General features: G+C 70.7%; 17 protein-coding genes and 1 tRNA gene. 3 read left to right on the plus strand and 15 right to left on the minus strand.

The features are described from left to right. Together VOI19_RS01380 and VOI19_RS01385 are read right to left on the minus strand one after the other, a co-directional pair. Window positions 1–490, minus strand: a 490-nt coding sequence (locus VOI19_RS01380) for a hypothetical protein (protein ID WP_323791162.1), incomplete at its 3' end; no start/stop codon positions are given. A gap of 13 nt (window positions 491–503) precedes the next feature. Next, window positions 504–4328 carry a hypothetical protein gene (locus VOI19_RS01385; protein WP_323791163.1) on the minus strand — a complete coding sequence of 1275 codons (3825 nt, stop codon included), beginning with the start codon at window positions 4326–4328 and terminating at the stop codon, window positions 504–506. Between the two features lie 221 nt (window positions 4329–4549). On the opposite strand from VOI19_RS01385, the gene VOI19_RS01390 reads away from it, so the two are divergent. Both VOI19_RS01390 and VOI19_RS01395 read left to right on the plus strand, forming a co-directional pair. Then, the gene (locus VOI19_RS01390; protein ID WP_323791164.1) at window positions 4550–5500 is read left to right on the plus strand and encodes a class II glutamine amidotransferase; all 951 of its coding nucleotides are present in this window, start codon (window positions 4550–4552) and stop codon (window positions 5498–5500) included. A gap of 1 nt (window position 5501) precedes the next feature. Beyond that, window positions 5502–6368, plus strand: a complete 867-nt coding sequence (locus VOI19_RS01395; protein ID WP_323791165.1) for an alpha/beta hydrolase fold domain-containing protein — start codon at window positions 5502–5504, stop codon at window positions 6366–6368. Here VOI19_RS01395 and VOI19_RS01400 read toward each other — a convergent pair. Beyond that, window positions 6365–7564, minus strand: a complete 1200-nt coding sequence (locus tag VOI19_RS01400; RefSeq protein WP_323791166.1) for a cytochrome P450 — start codon at window positions 7562–7564, stop codon at window positions 6365–6367. The two genes, VOI19_RS01395 and VOI19_RS01400, sit on opposite strands and share 4 nt — an antisense overlap. A 180-nt stretch (window positions 7565–7744) precedes the next feature. On the opposite strand from VOI19_RS01400, the gene VOI19_RS01405 reads away from it, so the two are divergent. Continuing rightward, window positions 7745–8767: an NAD(P)H-binding protein gene (locus VOI19_RS01405; RefSeq protein ID WP_323791167.1), complete on the plus strand. Its 1023-nt coding sequence runs from the start codon at window positions 7745–7747 to the stop codon at window positions 8765–8767. A 52-nt stretch (window positions 8768–8819) separates the two neighbouring features. Here VOI19_RS01405 and VOI19_RS01410 read toward each other — a convergent pair whose 3' ends face one another. From VOI19_RS01410 to scpB, 12 genes are all read right to left on the minus strand, one after another. Further along, window positions 8820–9890, minus strand: coding sequence for a spore photoproduct lyase family protein (locus VOI19_RS01410; protein ID WP_323791168.1), 1071 nt, complete (start codon window positions 9888–9890; stop codon window positions 8820–8822). 63 nt (window positions 9891–9953) lie between these two features. Next, on the minus strand, window positions 9954–10307 hold the full coding sequence (locus tag VOI19_RS19345; protein ID WP_416366304.1) for a 4-fold beta flower protein: 354 nt from the start codon (window positions 10305–10307) through the stop codon (window positions 9954–9956). Between the two features lie 141 nt (window positions 10308–10448). Then, a tRNA-Pro gene (locus VOI19_RS01415) sits at window positions 10449–10522 on the minus strand. Window positions 10523–10676: 154 nt separating this feature from the next. Further along, window positions 10677–14057, minus strand: coding sequence for an error-prone DNA polymerase (locus tag VOI19_RS01420; protein ID WP_323791169.1), 3381 nt, complete (start codon window positions 14055–14057; stop codon window positions 10677–10679). Beyond that, window positions 14057–15640, minus strand: coding sequence for a DNA polymerase Y family protein (locus tag VOI19_RS01425; RefSeq protein WP_323791170.1), 1584 nt, complete (start codon window positions 15638–15640; stop codon window positions 14057–14059). Before VOI19_RS01425 ends, VOI19_RS01420 begins: the two co-directional genes overlap by 1 nt. Further along, window positions 15637–16302, minus strand: a complete 666-nt coding sequence (locus VOI19_RS01430; protein ID WP_323791171.1) for a hypothetical protein — start codon at window positions 16300–16302, stop codon at window positions 15637–15639. The genes VOI19_RS01425 and VOI19_RS01430 overlap by 4 nt, the downstream gene beginning before the upstream one ends. 66 nt (window positions 16303–16368) lie before the next feature. Next, complete coding sequence (der, locus tag VOI19_RS01435; protein WP_323791172.1) at window positions 16369–17745, minus strand: ribosome biogenesis GTPase Der; 1377 nt, start codon at window positions 17743–17745, stop codon at window positions 16369–16371. Continuing rightward, window positions 17742–18494: a lysophospholipid acyltransferase family protein gene (locus tag VOI19_RS01440; protein ID WP_323791173.1), complete on the minus strand. Its 753-nt coding sequence runs from the start codon at window positions 18492–18494 to the stop codon at window positions 17742–17744. Before VOI19_RS01440 ends, der begins: the two co-directional genes overlap by 4 nt. Next, on the minus strand, window positions 18491–19231 hold the full coding sequence (gene cmk / locus VOI19_RS01445; protein WP_323791174.1) for a (d)CMP kinase: 741 nt from the start codon (window positions 19229–19231) through the stop codon (window positions 18491–18493). The genes VOI19_RS01440 and cmk overlap by 4 nt, the downstream gene beginning before the upstream one ends. Before the next feature lie 47 nt (window positions 19232–19278). After that, window positions 19279–19665 (minus strand): chorismate mutase, encoded by a 387-nt coding sequence (gene aroH, locus VOI19_RS01450; RefSeq protein ID WP_323791175.1) that lies wholly within the window; start codon window positions 19663–19665, stop codon window positions 19279–19281. A 42-nt stretch (window positions 19666–19707) separates the two neighbouring features. After that, the gene (locus VOI19_RS01455) at window positions 19708–20478 is read right to left on the minus strand and encodes a pseudouridine synthase (protein WP_323791176.1); all 771 of its coding nucleotides are present in this window, start codon (window positions 20476–20478) and stop codon (window positions 19708–19710) included. Next, complete coding sequence (scpB, locus tag VOI19_RS01460) at window positions 20475–21113, minus strand: SMC-Scp complex subunit ScpB (protein ID WP_416366305.1); 639 nt, start codon at window positions 21111–21113, stop codon at window positions 20475–20477. The genes VOI19_RS01455 and scpB overlap by 4 nt, the downstream gene beginning before the upstream one ends. Window positions 21114–21115: the final 2 nt, after the last annotated feature.

A 21115-nucleotide genomic window follows, 5' to 3' on the forward strand; every position in this document is an offset into this window, starting at 1 on the left:
CGCCGTCCACGTAGCCGGGCGCGAGGTCCTTCTTGAGAGCCTCGAAGAGCGGGCTCTCCGAGGCCGCAGGCAGGTCCACGAGGCTGCTCGCCGCCGCGATCACCTGGTGGTGCGTCGCAAGATCGGCGATTGCCCGCGCGTCAAAGCTGCGCCAGTCGAACGGCGTCTCGGCCCAGGCCGTCGGCACCCCGTTGCCCACCACCGGGGTGTCGGAGGGAAACAGCTGCTCCCACCACGTCGACTCGAAGCGCCTGGTCACGGGACGCGCCTCGAGGAGGCCCTGCTGGTCGGCGAGCTCGAGGTGGAGGTCGGGCAGGAGCCGCCCCCAGCGCACGAAGAGCTCGAACTCGTCGAGTCGGCCCTGCTCGCCGTCCGGGATCAGTCGCGGTGCAACGAAGAGCGAGACGTGGAAGGTCGGGTCGCCCTCGTCGGTGCCGACCGGCTTCCAGGAGTAGGGGCACGCCACGACGGTGTAGGTCTCGGTCACCATGCTCGTTCCCCCGTCACGCGAACGCGTCGCAGTAGTCGGTCCAGTACTGCGACGTGCCGTCGGCGGCGCCGAGGACGTCGCGGAAGCTCGGGTCGCCGTTGCCTCCGGCGAGCTGGCGCTCGGCGTGGATGCTGACCGTGCCCGAGAAGACGAGCACGTCGACGGTGACCGTGATGGTGGCGCTGCCGATCAGCTTGCCGGTGCTCATGTTGTAGACGAGCTCCATGTAGAGCTCGATGGACGCCGAGATCAGACCGAGGACGTCCACCTCGCCTCGGAGCCGGAAGTAGCCGGTCAGCGATCCGTCCTCCCCCTCGAGGCGGAGGTAGACCCCCACCGAGCAGGAGATCGAGCCGGACGCGACGCCGAGGTCCACGGCCAGGCAGGCGGTGGCCTCCAGACCGAGCTCGAGCACCTCGAGCCCGTCGGGGGCGACCCGCAACGCCAACCAACCACCGCCACCCAGACACATCACGGTGAGGGTGAACGGCTTCTCTCGCGAGCAGAAGTTGAAGCCGGCCGTGAGCTCACCGCCGAGGAACGGCACGTCGACGTCCGCGCCCAAGGAGACGTTGGCGAGGTTGAAGACGCCCACCGCTACCGACGGGATGGCGAGGGTGAACCCGGCTCGGGCACCCGAGGCGTCGACCTCGACGAAGGGCGGGTCGCTGAAGCCGTCGAGCGGGATCAGCTCCTGGATCGTCTGCACGAAGCCCAGGACGCCCAGGAACTCCACCGGTTTCAGCCGGGCGTCGATCTCGGTCTTTCCAGCACTGCCCGAGCGGAAGTAGAGGTGGTCCAGCTCGAGGCGCATCAGCGGCGCCTCGGCGAAGAGCAGCAGGGCGATGTTACGGATCTCTGCGGTGACGGTCACGGCGGGCGCACCGGAGACCCCGGCCCGCCCCTCCACGCAGAGCGAAAGGACGTCGTCATGGTCGCCGGTGATCTCGAGGAAGGGGAAGACGTCCATCACGTCGTCGCGGATCGCCGGGCGCCACTCGTAGCGGAAGGTGCCCTCGAGCTTGCTCGGGTCCTGAAGCAGACCGACGATCAGGTCGAGGTCGTCGGCGACCTCCTCGATCATCGTGGCGCTCTGGGCCAACAGGTCGGCCAGAGCTGTCAGCTGCTGGGTGACCTGCGGGTTCGGGAGGTCACCGGCCAGCTCACGCAGGTCGGTGGCGAGCTGGGTCAACGCTGCTGCCAGGTCGTGCGCGGCTGCCACCGACGGGTCGTCGAGCAGGTCGTCCACTTGGTCACGCACCGCCTCGGCCGAAGCCTTCACCGCCTCCGCCTTCGCGACGATCGCTGCGCCCTGCGTCTGCGCGCGGGCTATTGCGTCGGAGGCGGCGTCAATGGCTTGTTGGACGTCGGCGTGGAGACGCGCGATGCGGCCCAGCGTCTCGCTCACCATCTTCGGTGCCTGGTCGAGGCCTACGGCCTCTGCGGCACCCGCGATGAGCTCGTCGAGCGGGATCAGGCCGAACAGCTTGGGCAGCACCCCCGCGAGAAAGGCAGCCGGCTTGAACACTCCGGCGGCGACGCCTGCGGGGTCACCGATCGGACCGCCGTCCCGGGACAGTCCGCGCACCGGGAGGCTCGGGGTCAGGAACCCGCCTGCCTGGTCGCTGCCGGCTCCGGCACCGCCGAACTCCACCTTCGTCGGTGCCGACGGGGTGGGGTTGAGGTCGGCAGCGTCGCCCACCGTCAGCGCCCAGACCTGACCCGGCCCGGTGCCCGCTCCCTGATCGACGTACGTCGGGTCGTAGGCGATGTCGACGCCACCCACCGGCGAGAGCTGCTCGACGGCGTCGATGCGCACCCGGGCCCCCGTCATCCGCGGTGTCGACCCGCCGTCCTCCAGGGCCGTGCCGTGCAGGTGGATCGTCTCGGTCACCTGGTCGACGTCCGGGTTGCCGGGACCCCGCGGCACGAACGAGACCTTCTGCCCGGCTGCGTCGAGGTGGCGGTGGACCGAGCCTGCGTAGGCAGCCTCGACCTTGGGCCGGTCGCCGTCGCCCCGGAACGACGAGGCGACCCACATCAGCGGGGTGTTCAGCCGCACCGGGCGACCCTCCCGGTCTTGCGCGTCCAGCCGCCACGGGAGATCGACCTTCCCGATCGTCGGCCAGAAGTAGCTGCTCTGGGCACTCGGGGGCTCCGGCTGGTCGATCGCGGGTGTCACCAGCGGGAGCACGTCGACGCGACCGAACGGCCAGTTCGCCTGGGACTCCGGATAGACCCGGAAGCGCTCGTTCACCACGATGAACATCCGCTGGTAGAGCGCGGCGACCGACGGCGCGACGGTTTTCATCTTCCGCTCGGTGACCTTGACCAGCGTGGCGTTGTGGCCCAGCGGGAACAGGTAGCCGGGGTAGGTCACTCGCACGAACTGGTCACGGCCCATCGGCGCGATGTGGTCCCAGTTGAGGATCGCCTCCATCTCCTGCTTCGAGTAGTGCTCGGCATCCCATGCGCCGTGCAGGTCGAGCCAGGCGCCGAGGCTGGAGAGCCAGAGCTGCTCGGCCTCGACCGGAGCCGGGGTGATCGCCGGGTTGCCGGGCCCGCCCCTCGTCCAGGTCTCGGCGGTCTGGCGCACGATCATGTGGCGATCCGCGCGGTCCAGCGAGGCAATGAACGGAATGTTGCCGTGCTCGAGCGCCGGTGGCAGGTCGGGCTCCTCCCAGCCGGTGACCCCGTCGCGGTCGCGGGCCCAGACCGCGCGCACGGTGCGGCCCGAGCCGGATCGCTCGTCGACGCTCCCGTCGGAGGTGCGCAACGCCAGCCGGCTGTGCCACAGCTCGACGTGGTGCTCGGTGTCCGAGGCCGCGACCGGGTCGACGGCGTGGGCCCACCCCGACACGACGCTCGGTGACATCTGGAGCCGGAACGGCGCCTCGATCGCCGTCTCCTTGCCGGTCGCCGGCTTGCTGAGCTTGCGGCGCGAGAATCCAGGGGGGACCAGGACGTCGGGCACGAGGGCGCCGCCGGGCCGGAAGATGGAGTCCTCCGGGATCTTGGTGCCGGGGACCACCGTGGGCGTCTGTCGAGACAGGATCGCCTGGGCCCTCGCGATGGAGTCGCGCAGCTGTGCGCGGCCTGCCGTCGTGGCGGGATCGGGCGCCGGCGCCTGACGCAGCAGGTCGCGAGTTGCCTTGCCGATCATCGGCCCGGTCGGGGTCTGCTGGAGCACGAGCCCGCTGCCGAGGTGGTGCACCGGGCCAACGAGGTCAGTCCCCCACTTCGGCTGGCTGAGCCCGGGGCGCAGCGGCACTCCCGGCGTGGCGTGGGCGTGGACGGCCAGCTCGAGGCGACCCATCGCAGCCAGCACCCCGGCTCGGGAGAACTCGATGTCGCCGTCCATCACGAAGACGACCCGCGAGGATCGCGCGGGGAGGAACTGCACGCGCGGGAAGACGGGGTCGGGATCCAGCACGGACGGGTCAGGATCCGGGTGCACCTCTCCGTCGGGACCTGCCCGGGGTGCTTGTTGCTCGAAGCGCGCCTCCTCGAGAAGGTGCTGGAACGGGTAGGTCACGACGAGCAGGGCGGTCGCACCCTCGCGGGGTCGCAGCACCGCGGTGCCGTCTCCGCCCACCAGGTCGCACTCGGTGGCGACGACCGTCAGCGCGACCAGGTCGGCCGGACGGATCACGTCGAAGGTGATCCCGACCGGGATGCCCAGGGAGTCCAGCAGGTCGGTGACGTCGACGTCGTCCGGGCTCAGCCCGGGACGCGCGAGCTGGTGCAGCAGCGCCAGCCTCGTGCCCGAGTAGAACTGGGCACGGTCGACCGAGATCGTGCGGCCGGACGTCGGGACCCGATTCCTGTCTCGACCCATCTCGATACCTTCCTGCTGGAGGAAATGGTTGCGAGGGGACCGTCCACACTAGGACGAGATCGGCCCAGCGGCATGGCACGATCGGGTCAGGTCGACCCTAGATTCTTTGATCTGTGGGGTTTGAGAGGTCGGCCGTCGGGCCATGCTCGGCAGGTCCCCGCCTGGCGCCAGCAACTGACTGGGCCAGCCCCTTCAGGCCGTTGGCCGAGTGAGGAAGTCCCATGTGTCGCGTCCTTGCCTACATCGGCCCGGAGATCCCGCTCGAGAGCCTGCTCCTGAAGCCGGAGAACAGCCTGATCAACCAGTCGCTCGATCCTGAGCGGCACCCGCTCCTACAGCTCGCGGGGTGGGGCTTCGGGGTGTGGAGCGAGCACCTGCTCAAGCCCGACGAGCCGTTACTCTACCGACGTCCGATGGCGGCCTTCTACGACGACAACGCCGAGCGCATCATCCCGAGCCTCCAGACGAGCACGATGCTGGCTCACGTGCGGGCGGCGTCCTACAACGCGGGAACCGTCCTGGCCGACGAGAACTGCCACCCGTTCGCCTACAAGGGAACCCCGTGGATCATGGCGCAGAACGGCGCCCTGCCGAGCTGGACCCTGCTGCAGCGCGAGCTGTTGGCGCACTGCAAGGACGAGTACCTCGAGCAGATGCGCGGCACCACCGACACCGAGTTCCTCTACGTGCTGCTGCTCTCCCTGCTCGAGGGCGACAGCGACGACGACGTGCAACGCGGCTTCGAGAAGCTCCTGCAGGTCCTGCTCGAGGCGATGAAGACGCTCGACCTGGTGGCGCTGACCAAGCTGAAGATCGCCCTGGTCGCGCCCGGGCGGATCATCGGGGTCAACTTCGGCGCGGGCCACCACGGGGAGACCGAGGTGACCGGCGACTGGAGAGAGCTGCGCACGTCGGAGGCCGGCAGCGACGACCATGCGCTCTCGATGCTGTGGGAGCCCATGTACGTCCTCACTGGCCGCAACTTCTTGGACTACGAGGGCACCTATGAGCTGGACGCCGACGGTGACGAGCCCACGTCGGCGATCTTCGCCTCCGAGCCGCTCACCGAGGACGCTGACGCCTGGCTGCACGTGGAGTTCGGCGAGATCGTCTTCCTCGAGAAGACGGCCGAGGGACTGACCAAGACCGTGCGATCCTTGGCGACCGACTGACGTGGCCGGTCCGTTCGAGGGCCCTTTCCAGGGCTCGATCGAGCGCGAGGCGATCCTCGCGCGCATCGCGGCGCACCCCATCGAGGGCGGGCCGGAGGCGCGACGTCGAGCCTTCGCCGAGCTGGTGCTGGGCGACCACGCGCCGGGCACGCCGTACGACTCGATCAGCATCGCCGGCGAGGGCGGCACGATCGTGTACCTGCACGGCGGTGGCTACGCCTTCGGCTCGCCACGCAGCCATGAGCGGATCGGCGCGGCTCTGGCCGAGGCGACCGGTCTCGGCGTCGTCCTGCCGGTGTACCCGCTGGCGCCCGAGCACCCCTGGCCCGTCCAGCTCGAGGCGGCCGTGGCGACCGTCGAGGAGGCCGACGGACCCGTCGTGCTCGCCGGCGACTCGGCCGGCGGCCACCTCGCCCTGGTGACGGCGCTCGAGCTGGGGCGACGAGGTGTCGACGTGGCCGGCGTCATCCTCTTCTCCCCCAACACCGACCGCAGCGGACTGTCCTCGACCCGCGCGCGCAACGAGGCGTCCGACCCGATGGTCGACGACGAGGGTGACACCGAGCTGGCGCGGCAGTGCTTCGGCGACCTGCCGCTCGACGACCTGGAGGTCTCACCCCTGCTCGCCGACCTGGGGTCGCTGCCGCCACTGCTCCTCGAGGTGGGCCGTGACGAGGTCCTGCTCGACGACAGCCTCCTGCTGGCCGAGGCGGCACGCGCGGCCGGAGTGCCGGTGACCCTGCACGTCGAGCCCGAGGGGCTGCACATGATGCAGCTCTGGGCCCCCTGGTGGGACGTCGCCGCCGCCTCCCTCGAGAGGGCGGCCACCTTCGCCTCTGAGGTGACCGGCGCGCGGCGTCGCGCCTAGCTCGGTCGGAACCGGATCGGAAAGCTGAGGGCGCCGGTGTTGCCCGAGACCGGTAGCCACTGGCCGGGGCCGGCCGCGACGGCGTCGGGCATCCGAGCAGCCAGCAGCGGCAGCGCGACGGACATGTCGGTGCGGGCGACGAAGTGCCCGAGGCAGTGGTGCACCCCTCCCCCGAACCCCAGGTGCGGAGGACGCTCCGAGGCCCGTGCGATGTCGAACTCAGGGTCGGCGACGGCCGACGGGTCCGTGCCTGCCGAGTGCGACAACACCTGGACGATGCTCCCGGCCGGGAGGGCGAGTCCGTTGAGGTCGACATCGACGATGGCCTCGCGGGTCACCCAGGTGACGGTCGGGTTGACCCGCATCACCTCCTCCACCGCGGCCGCGCCGAGCTCGGGTCGGTCGGCGAGCAGCTGCCACTGGGCGGGGTGGCGGAGGAACGTCTGGACGGCCAGACCGATCTGGTTGCGCGTGGTCTCCATGCCGGCGAAGGCCAGGAAGACGAGCGCCACCACCAGCTCGTCACGGCTCAGCCGGCCGTCCTGCTCCTGGGCGTGCAGCAGGGTGGTCACCAGGTCGTCGCGGGGCTGGGCTGCGCGATCGTCGACCACCTGCTCGACGTACTCGGTGAGTCCGGCCAGCGCGGCCTCGATGCGGGGCAGGTCGTCCTTCACCCGGATGCCGAACGACTTGCCCAGGTCGTCGGCCCAGTAGGCCACCTGCTGCCACTCCGCCTCGGGCAGCCCGAGCAAGAGGCACAGGATCCGCGCGGAGTAGGGCTCGGCGAACTCCGTGATCAGCTCGACCTCGCCTCGGGGCGCGAACTGCTCGACGAGCTCGGTGGCGATCCGCTGGAACTCCGGGCGCAGCTGCTCGATGGCCTTGCGCCGAAAGGCCGGCCCCAGCAGCCGGCGGAGGCGGGCGTGGTCGTCGCCCTCGAGGCTCAGCAGCACCTCCTGCCACCACTTCAAGAACGGTCCATCCTCGATGCCGTTCTGCTCAGGCCAGCGTGCGTTGCCCTGGCGGAACCGACGGTCCGTCAGCAGAGCACTGGCCTCGGCGTAGCGCAGAACCGCGAACCCGTAGGGGGTCTGGGCGAACCACTCGTTGTCACGAGCCTCGTGCACGGCGCTCGACGTCACGTCGAAGTCCGGGTCCGCCAGGTCGAGGTAGGTCTCCTGCGGGTCAGCCGTCATCGATGGCGCCTTTCGTTGTCACTACGAACTCGCGGAACGACCTTGACGCTAGACGAGGAGGGGATCAGCGTCATCTGGACTACGATCTCGCGCACGCAGCGGTGGGCATGCGCCGCTCCCGGCCCGGGAGCACCTCCCTACCCCTCCCTACACAGAGCTGAGGACGAGTTGAAGATCCTGGTGACCGGAGCAACTGGTTACGTCGGCGGACGGCTCGTGCCGCTGCTGCTCGACCGTGGCCACGACGTACGCACCACGACGTCGCACCCCGACCGCGAGCAGCCGTGGTGGAGCGACCGCGTCGAGACAGTCGTCATGGACGCTCTGGACGCCGACCAGGTCGCTGACGCCTGCAACGGTGTCGAGGCGGTATACTACCTGATCCACGGGATGGGTGGCGACGACTTCGCCGAGACCGATCGCAAGGCAGCCTCCAACTTCGCCGACGCCGCGAAGTCGCACGGGATCGAGCGCATCGTCTACCTCTCGGGCCTCGTCCCGGACGTCGAGGAGTCCGAGCTCTCCGAGCACATCACGTCGCGACGCGAGGTCGAGAACATCCTCAAGGAGGTCCCCGCGACTGTGGTCGTGCTCCGGGCCGCGGTGCTCCTGGGCAGCGGGTCGACGTCGTTCGAGATCATCCGGCAGGTCAGCGAGCGGATGCCCGTGCACACGGTGCCTGCCTGGATGGACTCCATGGTTCAGCCCATCGCGGTGGTCGACGTGCTCGACGCACTGGTCGGCGCCCTCGACTACTCAGGGCCGACGAGACACTTCGACGTCGGCGGCCCGGACAAGCTGCGCTACGGCGCACTGCTCGACTCCTACACCCAGCACGCCGGGCTCGAGCGTCCCCAGATGAAGGTGCCGCTGCTCCCGACCGCGCTCGTCGGCACCCTGGTGGGCGGGCTCACCGACGTGCCGACGCCGACGGTCGAGGCGTTGGTCGAGAGCCTGCACCACGACATGGTCATCGCGGACGACGACTTCCGCGAGGCGCTGCTCCCTCCCGAGCACCAGCTGGTCGGGCTGGACGACGCCATCCGCCGCTCCCTCGCGCCCCGGACGGGTGAGCCCGAGCACGCCGACGCGATGGGTCCCCTGCCTCAGGACCCCGCCTGGTCCGACGGCGGAGACGCGAAGCCGCGCCTCGCCAAGGTGATCGACGCCATCAAGGACGTTCTCCCCGAACGAGATCGCTGAGACGCAGCGAGGCGGTCCCCATCGTGACGGGGACCGCCTCCGTGCTGTCTGGCTAGAAGGCGTACCGGACACGGCAGTAGGGCAGCTTCGCCTCGAGCAGGTCGGTGAACTGCGTCAGGTAGGTGCGCTTGGCTCCAGAGCGGTAGCGGACGTTCGACTGACCGCTCTGGCTGCGCTTGCTCTCCTGCAGCTCGGGGCGCCACAGCAGGTCCTCGGCGCGGGGGTGCCACCTGAGGTTGACCTCGTGCAGCCCGGCGTTGTGGGTCAGGAAGATGATCTCGCAGGCAAGCTGCTGCTTGGCTTCGGCGGTCAGTACCGCGTCGACGTGGTCGAACAGGTTGCTCCAGTCCTCCAACCACCCGTCGTGGACGATCACCGGGCTGAAGTTGAGGTGCACCTCGTAGCCGGCTTCGACGAAGTCGTTGACGGCCGCCACGCGGTCGGCGATCGAGGCGGTCCGCAGGTCGACCAGCCGACTCGTGTCCTGCGGCATCAGGGAGAACCTGATGCGCGTCCCACCCCGCGGGTCGTAGTCGAGCAGCTCAGGGTTGACGGTCTTGGTGGCGAAGGACGCCTTCGCACCGGGCAGCCCCGCAAAGAGGTCCACCAGATCGCGCACGTTGTCGGAGATCAAGGCATCGACGGAGCAGTCACCGTTCTCGCCGATGTCGTACACCCAGTCAGTCGGGTCGCACTGGTTGGGCTCGAGCTTCATCCCCTGCCGGCTCGCATGACGGTCCAGGTAGGCGACGATCTGATCGATGTTGACGAACACGGTGATGGGGTTGGCGAAACCCTTCCGTCTCGGCACGTAGCAGTAGGAGCACGCCATGGCGCAGCCGTTGGCGGTCGAGGGGGCGATGAAGTCGCTGGAGCGACCGTTGGGTCTGGCCACGAGGCTCTTCTTCGCCCCGAGGACGAGCACGCTGCGCTTGTTGCGCACCCAGTCGCGCACGTTGCCCGCGTTGCCGTAGAGGCCGGGGATGTCCTGGTGCGACGTCACCTCGACACGCTCAGCGTCGGGGAAACGGTCGAGGATCTGAGCCGCCCGCGGATAACGGTCGAGGTCCGGCTCGTGAAAGATCGTGGTGATGTGCAGAAGCTGGTCGGCAGCGGTGATCACGACCACGACCGTACCGACGTGTCCAGCGTGTCGGGCTGCCCGACGGCGCCGAGGTGGTCGACCCTAGCTTTGCAAGAAGGCACCGAAAGCCAGGTCAGACGTGGCCGTGGACAGCGCCGGGCGCGTCTGAGCACCAGCCTTGGGCCCTCTGGGACCTGGCTTCGTCTTTGCCTTCTTCACCGGCACAGCGATCACGGGCACCGGGCACGCAGACTCCGAGAAGCCCACTCGCTTCCCACGTCCGTCGTACACAACGCCATCGACGAACCATCCGAGGTTGCGACCGCGTTGCCATGAATACAGCCTGTCGTCCGTCAGGTAGGCGACCACTCGTCCGTTCCACAGATGAATCGTCTTGCCGTCTTGGGACACGTAGGCGGTGGCAGTGCCTCGGGCGTCGTACCAAGTCTGCTCCATGGCCCGACGCTATCGCTCCTGCACGCCTGGGGGGACCCCCGACCGAGTTGGCTACGGGACCTGTGTCAGGTTGACCCCTGGAGACGCAGCGAGCGGGCACCGGATGAGTCCGATACCCGCTCTGACCTGCTGTTACTTCGGTCGGGCTGACAGGATTTGAACCTGCGACCCCTTGACCCCCAGTCAAGTGCGCTACCAAGCTGCGCTACAGCCCGAAGCCCGCGAGTCACCACGAAGGTCATCCGCAAGGCGAGCCGAACACTACCGCAGGCCTTCGCGGCAGTCCGAATCGGCTCCGCTCCCAGCTGCATCTGCGACATGACGCACTAGGTGTGCGTTTGCTGACGCCTGGTGGCACCAGATGCAGAGCTAGCGGAAGTCGCGCGACGACTGACGTGCCTGGAGTGCTGCGCCCGCCCCCGGGATCACGGTGTCGAGCGGCACCACCCGGTCGGCGACGAGGTTGGTGACGCCGTCCGATCGCTCCAGTATCCCCCGGATGACGACGGCCACGCTGTTGCGGGCCGCTTGCCGGTAGATCTTCATCACCCCGATCGAGCAGATGACGTTGAGCATGCCGGTCTCGTCCTCGAGGTTGAGGAAGGTCGTGCCCTGCGCGGTGCCTGGTCGCTGGCGGTGCGTGATGAGACCGCCCACGTGCACCCGTCGGGAGGGCTCGGTCGTGGCGAGGTCGGCCACCGAGCGGATGCCCGCACGCCGTAGGTCGTCGCGCAGGTGCTCGATCGGGTGATTCTCCGGCGACGTGCCGGTGGCCCAGAGGTCGGCCAGGGTGATCTCCTCCGGGCTCATCCCCGGGAGCGTCGGCGCGGCCGGCGCGGGCGTGGCTCCGGCCAGGTGATCGGCACTCTCGGCGAACCCCGCCGCCCACAGCGCCTCTCGACGTCCAAGGCCGAAGCAGTCGAAGGCCCCGGCCGTCGCCAGCGCCTCGAGCTGGTCGGAGGTCAGGCCGGCGCGTCGCGACAGGTCGGTCGCGTCGACGAACGGCGACTCCTCGCGGGCCGCCACGATCCGGAGCGCCACGTCGCTGCCGATGCCGCGCACCGAGTCGAGTCCCTGCCGTACGGCGAGCCTTCCGTCGCGTCGGTGGGCCGGCACCGGGTCGGGGGTCCCCGCCACCCACTCGACCCGCTCGAAGGACGGCCGGCAGCACTCCCCCAGCCCGGTCGACTCCACCGACTCCTCGTCACCCAACGGTTCGAGCCCGGCCCGCGCCCTTGACCGCGACACGTCAGGGCGCCGCACCTCCACCCCGTGACGACGGGCGTCGCCGATCAGCGACTGCGGTGAGTAGAAGCCCATCGGCTGGTTGCGCAGGAGCGCGGCCAGGAACGCCGCCGGGTAGTGCAGCTTGAACCACGAGCTCGCGTAGACCAGGAGCGCAAAGCTCAGGGCGTGCGACTCGGCGAAGCCGAAGTTGGCGAACGACAGGATCTTCACGTAGATCGAGTCGGCCTTGTCGCCCACGATGCCGCGCCGCGCCATCCCGGCATAGAGCTTCTCGCGGATCGACTCGATGCGCTCCACCCCGCGCTTGGACCCCATCGCCCGGCGCAGCAGGTCGGCGTCGTCGCGGCTGCAGTCACCGAGCGCGACAGCCATCGCCATCAGCTGCTCCTGGAAGAGCGGCACCCCGCGCGTGCGCTCGAGCACCGGCACCAGGTCGGGGTGGTCGTAGGTGACCGCCTCCTTGCCGGTGGCGCGCCGCACGTAGGGGTGCACGGCCCCACCCTGGATCGGCCCTGGACGGATCAGGGCGATCTCGATGGCCAGGTCGTAGAACTCGCGCGGCTGCAGGCGCGGCAGCGTGCCGATCTGCGCCCGGCTCTCGACCTGGAACACCCCGACGGAGTCGGCGCGGCACAGCATGTCGTAGACGGCCGGCTCCTCCTTCGGCATCGTCGCCAGGGTCCAGCGCTCCCCCAGGTGCTCGTCGGCCAGCTGCATCATGTGGTCGAGCGCGCCGAGCATCCCCAGCCCGAGCAGGTCGAACTTCACCAGCCCCATGGTCTCGCAGGCGTCCTTGTCCCACTGGAGGACCGTGCGGCCGTCCATCCGGCCTCGCTCGATCGGGCACACCTCGCCGATCGGGCGCTCGGTGAGCACCATGCCGCCCGAGTGAATGCCCAGGTGCCGCGGCGCCCCCAGCAGCTGGTCGGCCAACGACACCACGGGCTCAGGGATGTCGAGCGTCCCGGCAGCCGGCAGGCTCGACCAGCCGTCGATCTGCTTCGACCACGCGTCCTGCTGTCCCTGGGAGTGGCCCAGCGCCTTGGCGGCGTCGCGCACCGCCATCCGCGGTCGGTAGGCGATCACGTTGGCCACCTGGGCGGCGTTGCGACGTCCGTAGGTGTCGTAGACCCACTGGATCACCTCCTCGCGCCGGTCGGAGTCGAAGTCGACGTCGATGTCGGGCTCCTCGTCGCGGTGCGCGGAGATGAAGCGCTCGAACGGCAGCCGGTAGAAGACGGCGTCGACCGCGGTGATGCCCAGCGCGAAGCAGACCGCCGAGCTCGCCGCCGACCCTCGCCCCTGGCACAGGATCCCGCGACCCCGCGCGAAGGCCACGATGTCGTGCACGATCACGAAGTAGCCCGCGAAGTCCTTCTCCGCGATCACCTTGAGCTCGTGCTCCAGTCGCTCCCGCGCGACGGCGGCGTGCGGGGTGTGCGCATAGCGTTCGGCGAACCCACGCTCGGCCAGCACCCGCAGCCACGAGTCGGGGGTGTGCTCGGGCGGGATCATCTGCTTGGGCAGGCCGGGCGAGGCCTTGCGCAGGTCGAAGGCGAGCTCGTCGGCCAGCGTGACGCTGCGCGGCACCGCCGAGGGGTACGGCGCCAGGGCGCGCGCCGTCTCCGCCCCGCTGCGCAGGTGGCTCGCCGAGGAGAGGTCCAGCCAGCCGTCGAGGTCGGCCAGGCTGCGCCGCGCTCGGATGGCTGCCATCGCCGACGAGAGCCGGTGCTGCGCCGGGGTGGCGTGGTGGGCGTTGCCCGCCGCGACGACGTCGAGGCCGTGGGTGCCGGCCAGACCTGCCAGCGCGGCGTTGGTGGCATCGGATCCCGGGCGTGGGGACAGCTCGACCAGCACGTGCTCGAGCCCGAACAGACCCGTCAACCGGTCGAGCGCAGCTGCCGCGGCCGTGGGCCCGCCGTTGGCCAGTCCCTGACGCACAGCGCCCTTGCGGCAGCCGGTCAGGACCACCCAGTGACCCCGCCCGCGCTCCCCCAGCTCATCGAGGTCGTAGACCGGCCGACCCTTCTCGTCGCCGCGCAGGTGGGCGTCGGTGATCGCCCCGGCCAGGCGGTGGTAGCCCTCCACCCCACGAGCCAGCACCAGCAGGTGGGTGCCCTCGGGGTCGGGTACGCCGTTCTGCGGCGCGCTGAGACCCAGGGAGAGCTCGGCGCCGTAGACCGTGCGCAGGCCGTGCACCGCAGCCGCCTCGGCCAGCAATGGAGCGCCGTGAAACCCGTCGTGGTCGGTGATCGCCAACGCGTGCAGCCCCAGCCGCACGGCCTCCTCGACCATGGCCGCCGGCGAGCTGGCGCCGTCGAGGAAGCTGAAGTGGCTGTGGGCGTGCAGCTCGGCGTACGGCGTGACCTCGCGCGGCGCCTCGATGGCGCGGGTCGAGGGGCCGGGCTTGCGACGCGAGACCGGACCGTCGTCAGCACCGGGCAGACCACTGAGCCGACGCTCGAGCTCGGACCAGCTCATGGCCGGGTTGTTCCACCCCATCAGTCGTAGCCCGCCTCGACCGACCAGCCGGTCTCACGGCAGACCAGGAGCCAGGCGCGTCCGTCAGCCCCGACCACCTGGAAGCGCGAGGTGAGCCCGGCGCCCCCGGACCACCAGGACTCGTCGCACGGCCACGGACCCGCCCAGGCCGACACCGGCTGCCAGGGCAGCAGTGCCCCGGTGCCGTCGGGCCGAGCGAGTCGGAAGCGTCGCGGCTCCGCGCTCACCAGACCGCGCTCGCAGACCGCGACCACGCGGCCGTCGTCGCCGACCACCTCGGCCAACGGGGGTTCGGCAAAGACCCGGACAGGTGCCGGTCCCGGCACCGAGCCAGGCCAAGGACGGTCGACGGGACGCAGGTCGACGGCCTTCTCGCCCCACGTCACGGTGGCGTGACGCGCCGCCGGACTCCGCCCACCCTGCCGCACCGGGCGTCGTACGGCGTCGAAGCCGACCATCGCCTGCACGCGCGCGACACCCCGCTCGACCCGGTCGTCGGAGCCGCCGCCCCACAGCGCCTCCCCGTGCGCGGCGGCGGGCTCGACGGCGTCGGGCACGAAACGCACCAGCTCGACCGGGGCCGAGATGCCCCCCGACTCCTTGCGGGCTCGCAGCGAACCGCCCATCTCTGCCGACTGCAGCTGCCAGTGCACCCGGTCGACGAGGTCGCGCGGGGCGAAGAAGCGTGGGTGGAGCCAGGTGCGGGCCGACACGACGACCCCCTCCGACTCGACCTCGATGCGCACCCCGGTGGCGACGAGCTGACGGGCGGCCAGCCCGGCGACGAATCGCTCGGTCGTGGTGCGGACGCTGAAGGTCACCGCCTCGGCGGAGTCGAGTGGCGGTTCGAAGACCACCTGCTCCTCCAGCTCGGGAGGGGCGCTGCGTGCGGCGAAGAGCGCCGGGTCCTCGCCGCGGGCGCGACGCCACACCGAGGCGCCGTAGCGGCCCAGCCGGGCCTCGATGGCGTCTCCGGGCAGCGCCGCGAGGTCGCCGAGCGTGCGCAGGCCGAGACGGCGCAGCAGGCTCACCGCGTCGCGCCCCTCGGCGCCCTCGGCGGCGACGACGTCGATCGGCAGCGGCGCCAGGAAGCGTGCCGAGCCTCCGGCGGGCACGACCTCCCAGGCCTGGGTGTCGACCGAGCGGGCGGCCTGCTCGGCGGTGAAGAGGTCGTCGGCCACCCCGAGCCGGACGTCGGGCACCCCTCCCTCCACGAGGGTCTCGCAGATCGTCGCGGCAGCGTTGGCCTCGGTGCCGAACCAACCGCCCGGAGCCCGGACGGCGAGCAGTCCCGGCCGCAGGGAGGCGACACCGGGTCGCAGCTCCTCGACGGCGCTGAGCACCGCCTCGAAGGCGCGTGCGTCGCGCTCGTCGTTGGCGGGCAGCAGGGCGAGGCCGGGACACCGGCTCTGCGCGTCACGACGACGCATGCCACGACGCACCCCCGACGCCCGTGCTGCTGCGTTGCACACCTCCACGAGGTTGCCGGAGACCACCGCTGCGGGCTCCGAGCGACCCAGGCCGGCCTGCGCTGCCGCGGCCACCACCGACCAGTCGGGGCACCACACGACCAGGACCCTCATGTCACTGCTCGTCGCAGCGAGGTCGGGGACGGGACGACGAGCTCGAGGCCGGCGGCGACGGTGAGGTCGGCGCGCTGCACGACCCGTTCACCGCGTCGGACGACGACCGACACCGAGCGCTCCCCCAGCCAGCCGGCGCCGCTCTGCGGTCCGCTCCACCGCGAGTGCTCGAGGCTCAGTCGCGCCTCGCAGCGCGGCCACTGGCCCCAGACCACGAGCGCCCCCGAGCGCGTGCGCAGTCGCGACTCCAGCTTCTCGGCGGCGCGGGCATCGACCACCGCCGGCGGTCGGATCACCACCACTCGGAGGACGTCGATCAGCGCGGCCGTCACCTCGAGCCAGTGCTCGCCGAGGTCGGGCACCAGGACGGTGCGCGAGAGCTCGATGCCGAGTCCGGCAGCGGCCTCGACGCCGAAGTCGGACCACCCGGCGAAACCGACCCACTCGCCCGCCTGAGAGGCCCCGGCAGCCATGGCGAGGGCCAACGTGGCCGAGTCGACGCCGTACGTCGAGCCGGCTGTCAGCGGGGCGACCTCCGCGAGGGCCGGGAGCGTCGCGATCGACTCGCGAGCCGGCCGCCGCTCCATCGCGGCCACCCGCTCGCGCAGCTGGTCGACGACCGAACGGGTCGGATCGAGCGCGATCGCGGGACGGGTGGACACCCCACCATGATCGAACACATGTTCGACCGGGTCAAGCGGGGGTCCTCCCGGTGCCCACGAGGGGCGTTACTTGCGCTTGCGCTTCTCCCGCACCCGCTGCTCGAGCACGATCGGCGTGCCGACGAAGCCGAACTCCTCGCGCAGACGCCGCTCGATGTAGCGCTCGTAGCCGGCCTCGAGCTTGCCCGAGGTGAAGAGCACGAACGTCGGCGGTGCCGTGGTGGCCTGGGTGGCGAACATGATCTTGGGCTGCTTGCCGCTGCGCACCGGGTGCGGGTGCTCGGCGACCAGACGACCGAGGAAGTTGTTGAGCTGACCGGTGGTGATGCGCGTCTCCCAGCCTTCCAGCGCCTTCTCGATCGCCGGCACGAGCCGGTCGACGTGCCAGCCGGTCTTCGCCGTGATGTTGATGCGCGGCGCCCACTGCACCTGCACGAGGTCACGCTCGATCTCACGGTCGAGGTAGTAGCGGCGCTCCTCACCGACGAGGTCCCACTTGTTGAAGGCGATGACCATCGCACGGCCGGCCTCGCGGATCGTCTGGATGATCCGCAGGTCCTGCTCGGAGAGCGACTGCCCGCCGTCGACGACCAGCACGGCCACCTCGGCCCGGTCGATCGCCGTCGTGGTGCGCAGCGAGGCGTAATACTCGTGCCCCGAGGCTTCCTTGACCCGCTTGCGGATGCCGGCGGTGTCGATGAAGCGCCACGCCTTGCCACCGAGCGTGATCAGCTCGTCGACGGGGTCGACCGTGGTGCCGGCGACGTTGTCGACGACGACGCGGTCCTCACCGGCGAGCTTGTTGAGCAGCGACGACTTGCCGACGTTGGGCTTGCCGACGAGGGCGATGCGGCGCGGTCCACCGACCTGGTTCTCGCGGCGCTCGGGCGGCTCCGGCAGTGCGGCCAGGATGGCGTCGAGCATGTCGCCCGAGCCACGACCGTGCAGCGCCGAGACCGGCACCGGCTCGCCGAGACCGAGGTTCCAGAGCCCGTAGGCCTCGGCCTCGGTGCGCTGGTCGTCGACCTTGTTGGCCGCGAGGACGACGGGCTTGCCGGAGCGACGCAGGATCTTGACGACCTCGGCATCGGCGTCGGTGATGCCGACAGCGGCGTCGACGACGAACAGCACGGCGTCGGCGAGAGTGACGGCGATCTCGGCCTGAGCGGCGATGCGCTGCGCCAGTCCACGGGCGTCGGGGTCCCAGCCACCGGTGTCGACGACGGTGAAGGAGCGACCGTTCCAGTGGGCGTCGTAGGAGACGCGGTCACGGGTGACCCCGGGGACGTCCTCGACGACGGCCTCGCGGCGTCCGATGATGCGGTTGACCAGGGTCGACTTGCCCACGTTGGGGCGGCCGACGACGGCCAGGACCGGCACCGGGCCCTGGGGCTCGTCGCTCGGGTCGGAAGAGTGGTGGTCGTCGATCGGCGTGCTGCTCATGCTGACTTCTCCGTGATGCCCCCGCCGGGGTCCAGTTCGTGCTGCCCCGCGGGCAGTGGCCCGGGCAGGGAGAGGCCCGTGCTGCGACGCGCGGCCTCAAGGTCGGCGAGCATCCGGTCACGGAGCAGGCGGGAGGTGTTGCCCACGTGCGCGCGCGTCCGCGGCCATGCGGCCTGCTCGACGGTGTACGGCGTACCGAACACAACGGTCATCGTCCCACGTCGGCGCGGTAGCGACGAACTCGCGCCGCCGGGCTCCCGGGTGCCGAAGATGATCACCGGCACCACCGGCGCCCCGGTGACGTGCGCGAGGTAGGCGGCACCTCGGTGGAAACGCTCCAGCTCGCCCGATCCACGGGTGCCCTCGGGGAAGACGCCGACGACCCCGCCGTCACGCAGGACGCGCACGGCCGACTTCACCGCGGCCGGATCGGTGTGGAACCGGTCGAGCGGGATCTGACCCGTCGCCCGCAGGCATCGGCCCAGGACACCCTTGAACATCTCGATCTTCGTCAGCGCGTGCACCGGTCGCGGCGAGTAGACCGCCACGAGCGGTCCGTCGATGAGGCCGATGTGGTTGGCAGCCAGGATCACCGGCCCCGTGGCCGGCACGAGGTCGGCCCCGATGACGTCCACCCGGTAGCGCCGCCGGATCAACCAGGAGGCGACGGGGCGGGCTGCGCTCAGCAGCCAGCGACGGGGGCGTCGTACGGCGTCGGTGCGCGGGTGCTCACCGTGCGCCGATGTCACCGCACCTCCTGGGCGGCGCTCTCCACCAGGCCGGCGAGCAGTCCGATCACCTCGTCGAGCGTGTAGGACGTCGTGTCGAGCTGCGCGGCGCCGTCGGCCATCACGAGCGGAGCCGTGGCCCGGCCCGAGTCGATGCGGTCACGCTCGCGCAGCGACGCCTCGGTGGCGCTCACGTCTCCCCCGCCGGCCTCGAGGGCTCGACGGGCGGCGCGGGCGGCGGGGTCGGCGGTCAGGTAGACCTTGACCTGCGCCTGGGGCCACACGACCGAGCCGATGTCGCGGCCCTCGACGACGATCCCGCCCGCGGTGGTGTGCTCGGTGATGATGGCGCGCTGCAGGTCGAGCAGGCGGGTGCGCACCTCCGGCACGGTGCTCACCGGAGAGACGGCGGCGTTGACCTCGTCGGAGCGGATCTGCACGGCCACGTCGATGCCGTCGACCGAGATGGTCGAGTCGGTCGGGTCGGTGCCCGCGAGCAGCACCGGCTCGTGACACCTCGCCGCGACGGCGGCGGCGTCGTGGACGTCGACCCCCTGGCTCAGCATCCACCAGGTCACGGCGCGGAACATCGCGCCGGTGTCGAGGTAGGACAGCCCGAGGCGGTCAGCGACTCCGCGGCAGGTGCTGGACTTGCCGGAGCCGGAGGTGCCGTCGACGGCCACCACCATCCCGACGAGGCCGAGGGATCCAGAGGATGACGTCGGCGCCGATGGCCCGGTCAGATCGCGTGCATTCACGGGCGCAGATCCTACCGGTGCGAACCGGTGAGCGGGACCCGCGCGCCTCAGCGGGCGTCGGGCACCGAGCGGACCCGCGTGAGGTCCGAGCGGAGCGCTGCTGCGCCGTGGAGGTAGACGTGGGTGATCTCGGCGCGCGGCAGGTCGGTCTCGACGTGAGCCATCATCCGCACCACGCGCGGCATGGAGCCGGCGATCTCGAGCTCGCGGGCGCAGATCAGCGGCACCTCGCCGAAGCCCAGCTGGCGCGCGGCGTACGCCGGGAACTCGCTGACCAGGTCGGAGGTGGCGGTGAAGATCACCGAGATGAAGTCGTCGACCTCGAGGCCGTTGGAGGCCATGACGTCGAGCACCATCTCGGAGACGCGTTCGAGCATCTGCTCGCGGTCGTCCTCGTCGAGCTGGGTGGCTCCCCTGACTGCGCGTACTGACATGTCGCCCAGCCTAGTGGCGCGTGGTGAGGCTCCGCCCCCGCCTCACATGCTGACGCTGTCGAGCAGGGCTCCCAGCTCGTCGAGGGTGAGCTCGCGCAGCTGTCCGGCCTTGAGCTGGCCGAGGTCGATCGGGCCGAGCTCGGTGCGGGTGAGCTTGCGCACGGGGTGGTCGATCTCGTCGAGGAGCCGCCGCACGATGCGGTTGCGGCCCTCGTGGATGACCAGCTCGACGATCGACTTGGCGCGCGTGGCCGCGATGATGCGCACCCGGGTGACGGCCACCGGGCCGTCGTCCAGCTCGACGCCGGCGAGCAGCTGCTCGGCGGTCTCCTTCGACACCAGGCCGTCGACCTCGGCCACGTAGGTCTTGTCGACCTCGTACGACGGGTGGGCCATCTTGTTGGCGAAGTCGCCGTCGTTGGTGAGCAGGAGCAGCCCCGAGGTGTCGGTGTCGAGCCGACCCACGTGGAAGAGCCGCTCGTTGGCAGGGGCGTCGGGTCGGGCCTCGGCCAGCACGTCGGTGAGGGTACGGCGCCCCTCGGGGTCCGACATGGTCGACACCACGCCCCGCGGCTTGTTGAGCACGAGGTAGACGTGGTCGGAGATCGGAGGCAGCCGCTGACCCGAGACGCGGATCACCGCGACGCGCGGGTCGACCTTGGTGCCGAGGCGGGTGACGATCTCGCCGTCGACCTCGACCTCTCCGTCGAGCATCAGCTCCTCGCACTTACGTCGCGAGGCGACTCCCGACTGCGCCAGCAGCTTCTGCAGACGGATCAGGCCGTCCTCGTCGGTGGCCAGGTGGTCGCTCACGTGTGGTCCTCGCTGGGGGTCTCGCTGGGGGTCTCGCTGGGGGTCTCGCTGGGGGTCTCGCTGGGGGTCTCGGTGGGGTGCTCGGTGGGGTGCTGCTCGGCGGAGTGCGACGACGTCTGCGCCAGTCCGGTCAGCTCGGCCAGCTCGTCCTCGAGGTCCTCCATGTTCGGCAGGTACGGCGCGAGCTCGGGCAGCTCCTCGACCGAGCTGACGCCGATGCGCTCGAGGAAGTAGCTCGTCGTGCGGTAGAGCGTGGCGCCGTGCTCGCCGTCGCGCCCGGCCTCCTCCACGAGGCCACGGGTCAGCAGGGTGCGCATCACGCCATCGACGTTGACGCCGCGGATGGCCGAGACGCGAGCACGCGAGACGGGCTGCTGGTAGGCCACGACCGCGAGCGTCTCGAGCGCGGCCTGCGTGAGGCGCGCCTGCTGACCCTCGAGCACGAAGCTCTCCACGACCGGTGCGAACTGCTCGCGGGTGTAGAAGCGCCACCCACCGGCGACGTTGCGCAGCTCGAAGCCGCGGCCCTGCTCGTCGTACTCCCCCGCGAGCGCGCGCAGCGCGTCCGCGACCTCCTCGGAGGGGTAGCCCACGACCGTGGCGAGACCGAGGGCGTCGAGGGGCTGGTCGGCCACCA

The sequence above is a fragment of the Nocardioides sp. genome (assembly GCF_034670285.1).
GTDB lineage: Bacteria > Actinomycetota > Actinomycetes > Propionibacteriales > Nocardioidaceae > Nocardioides.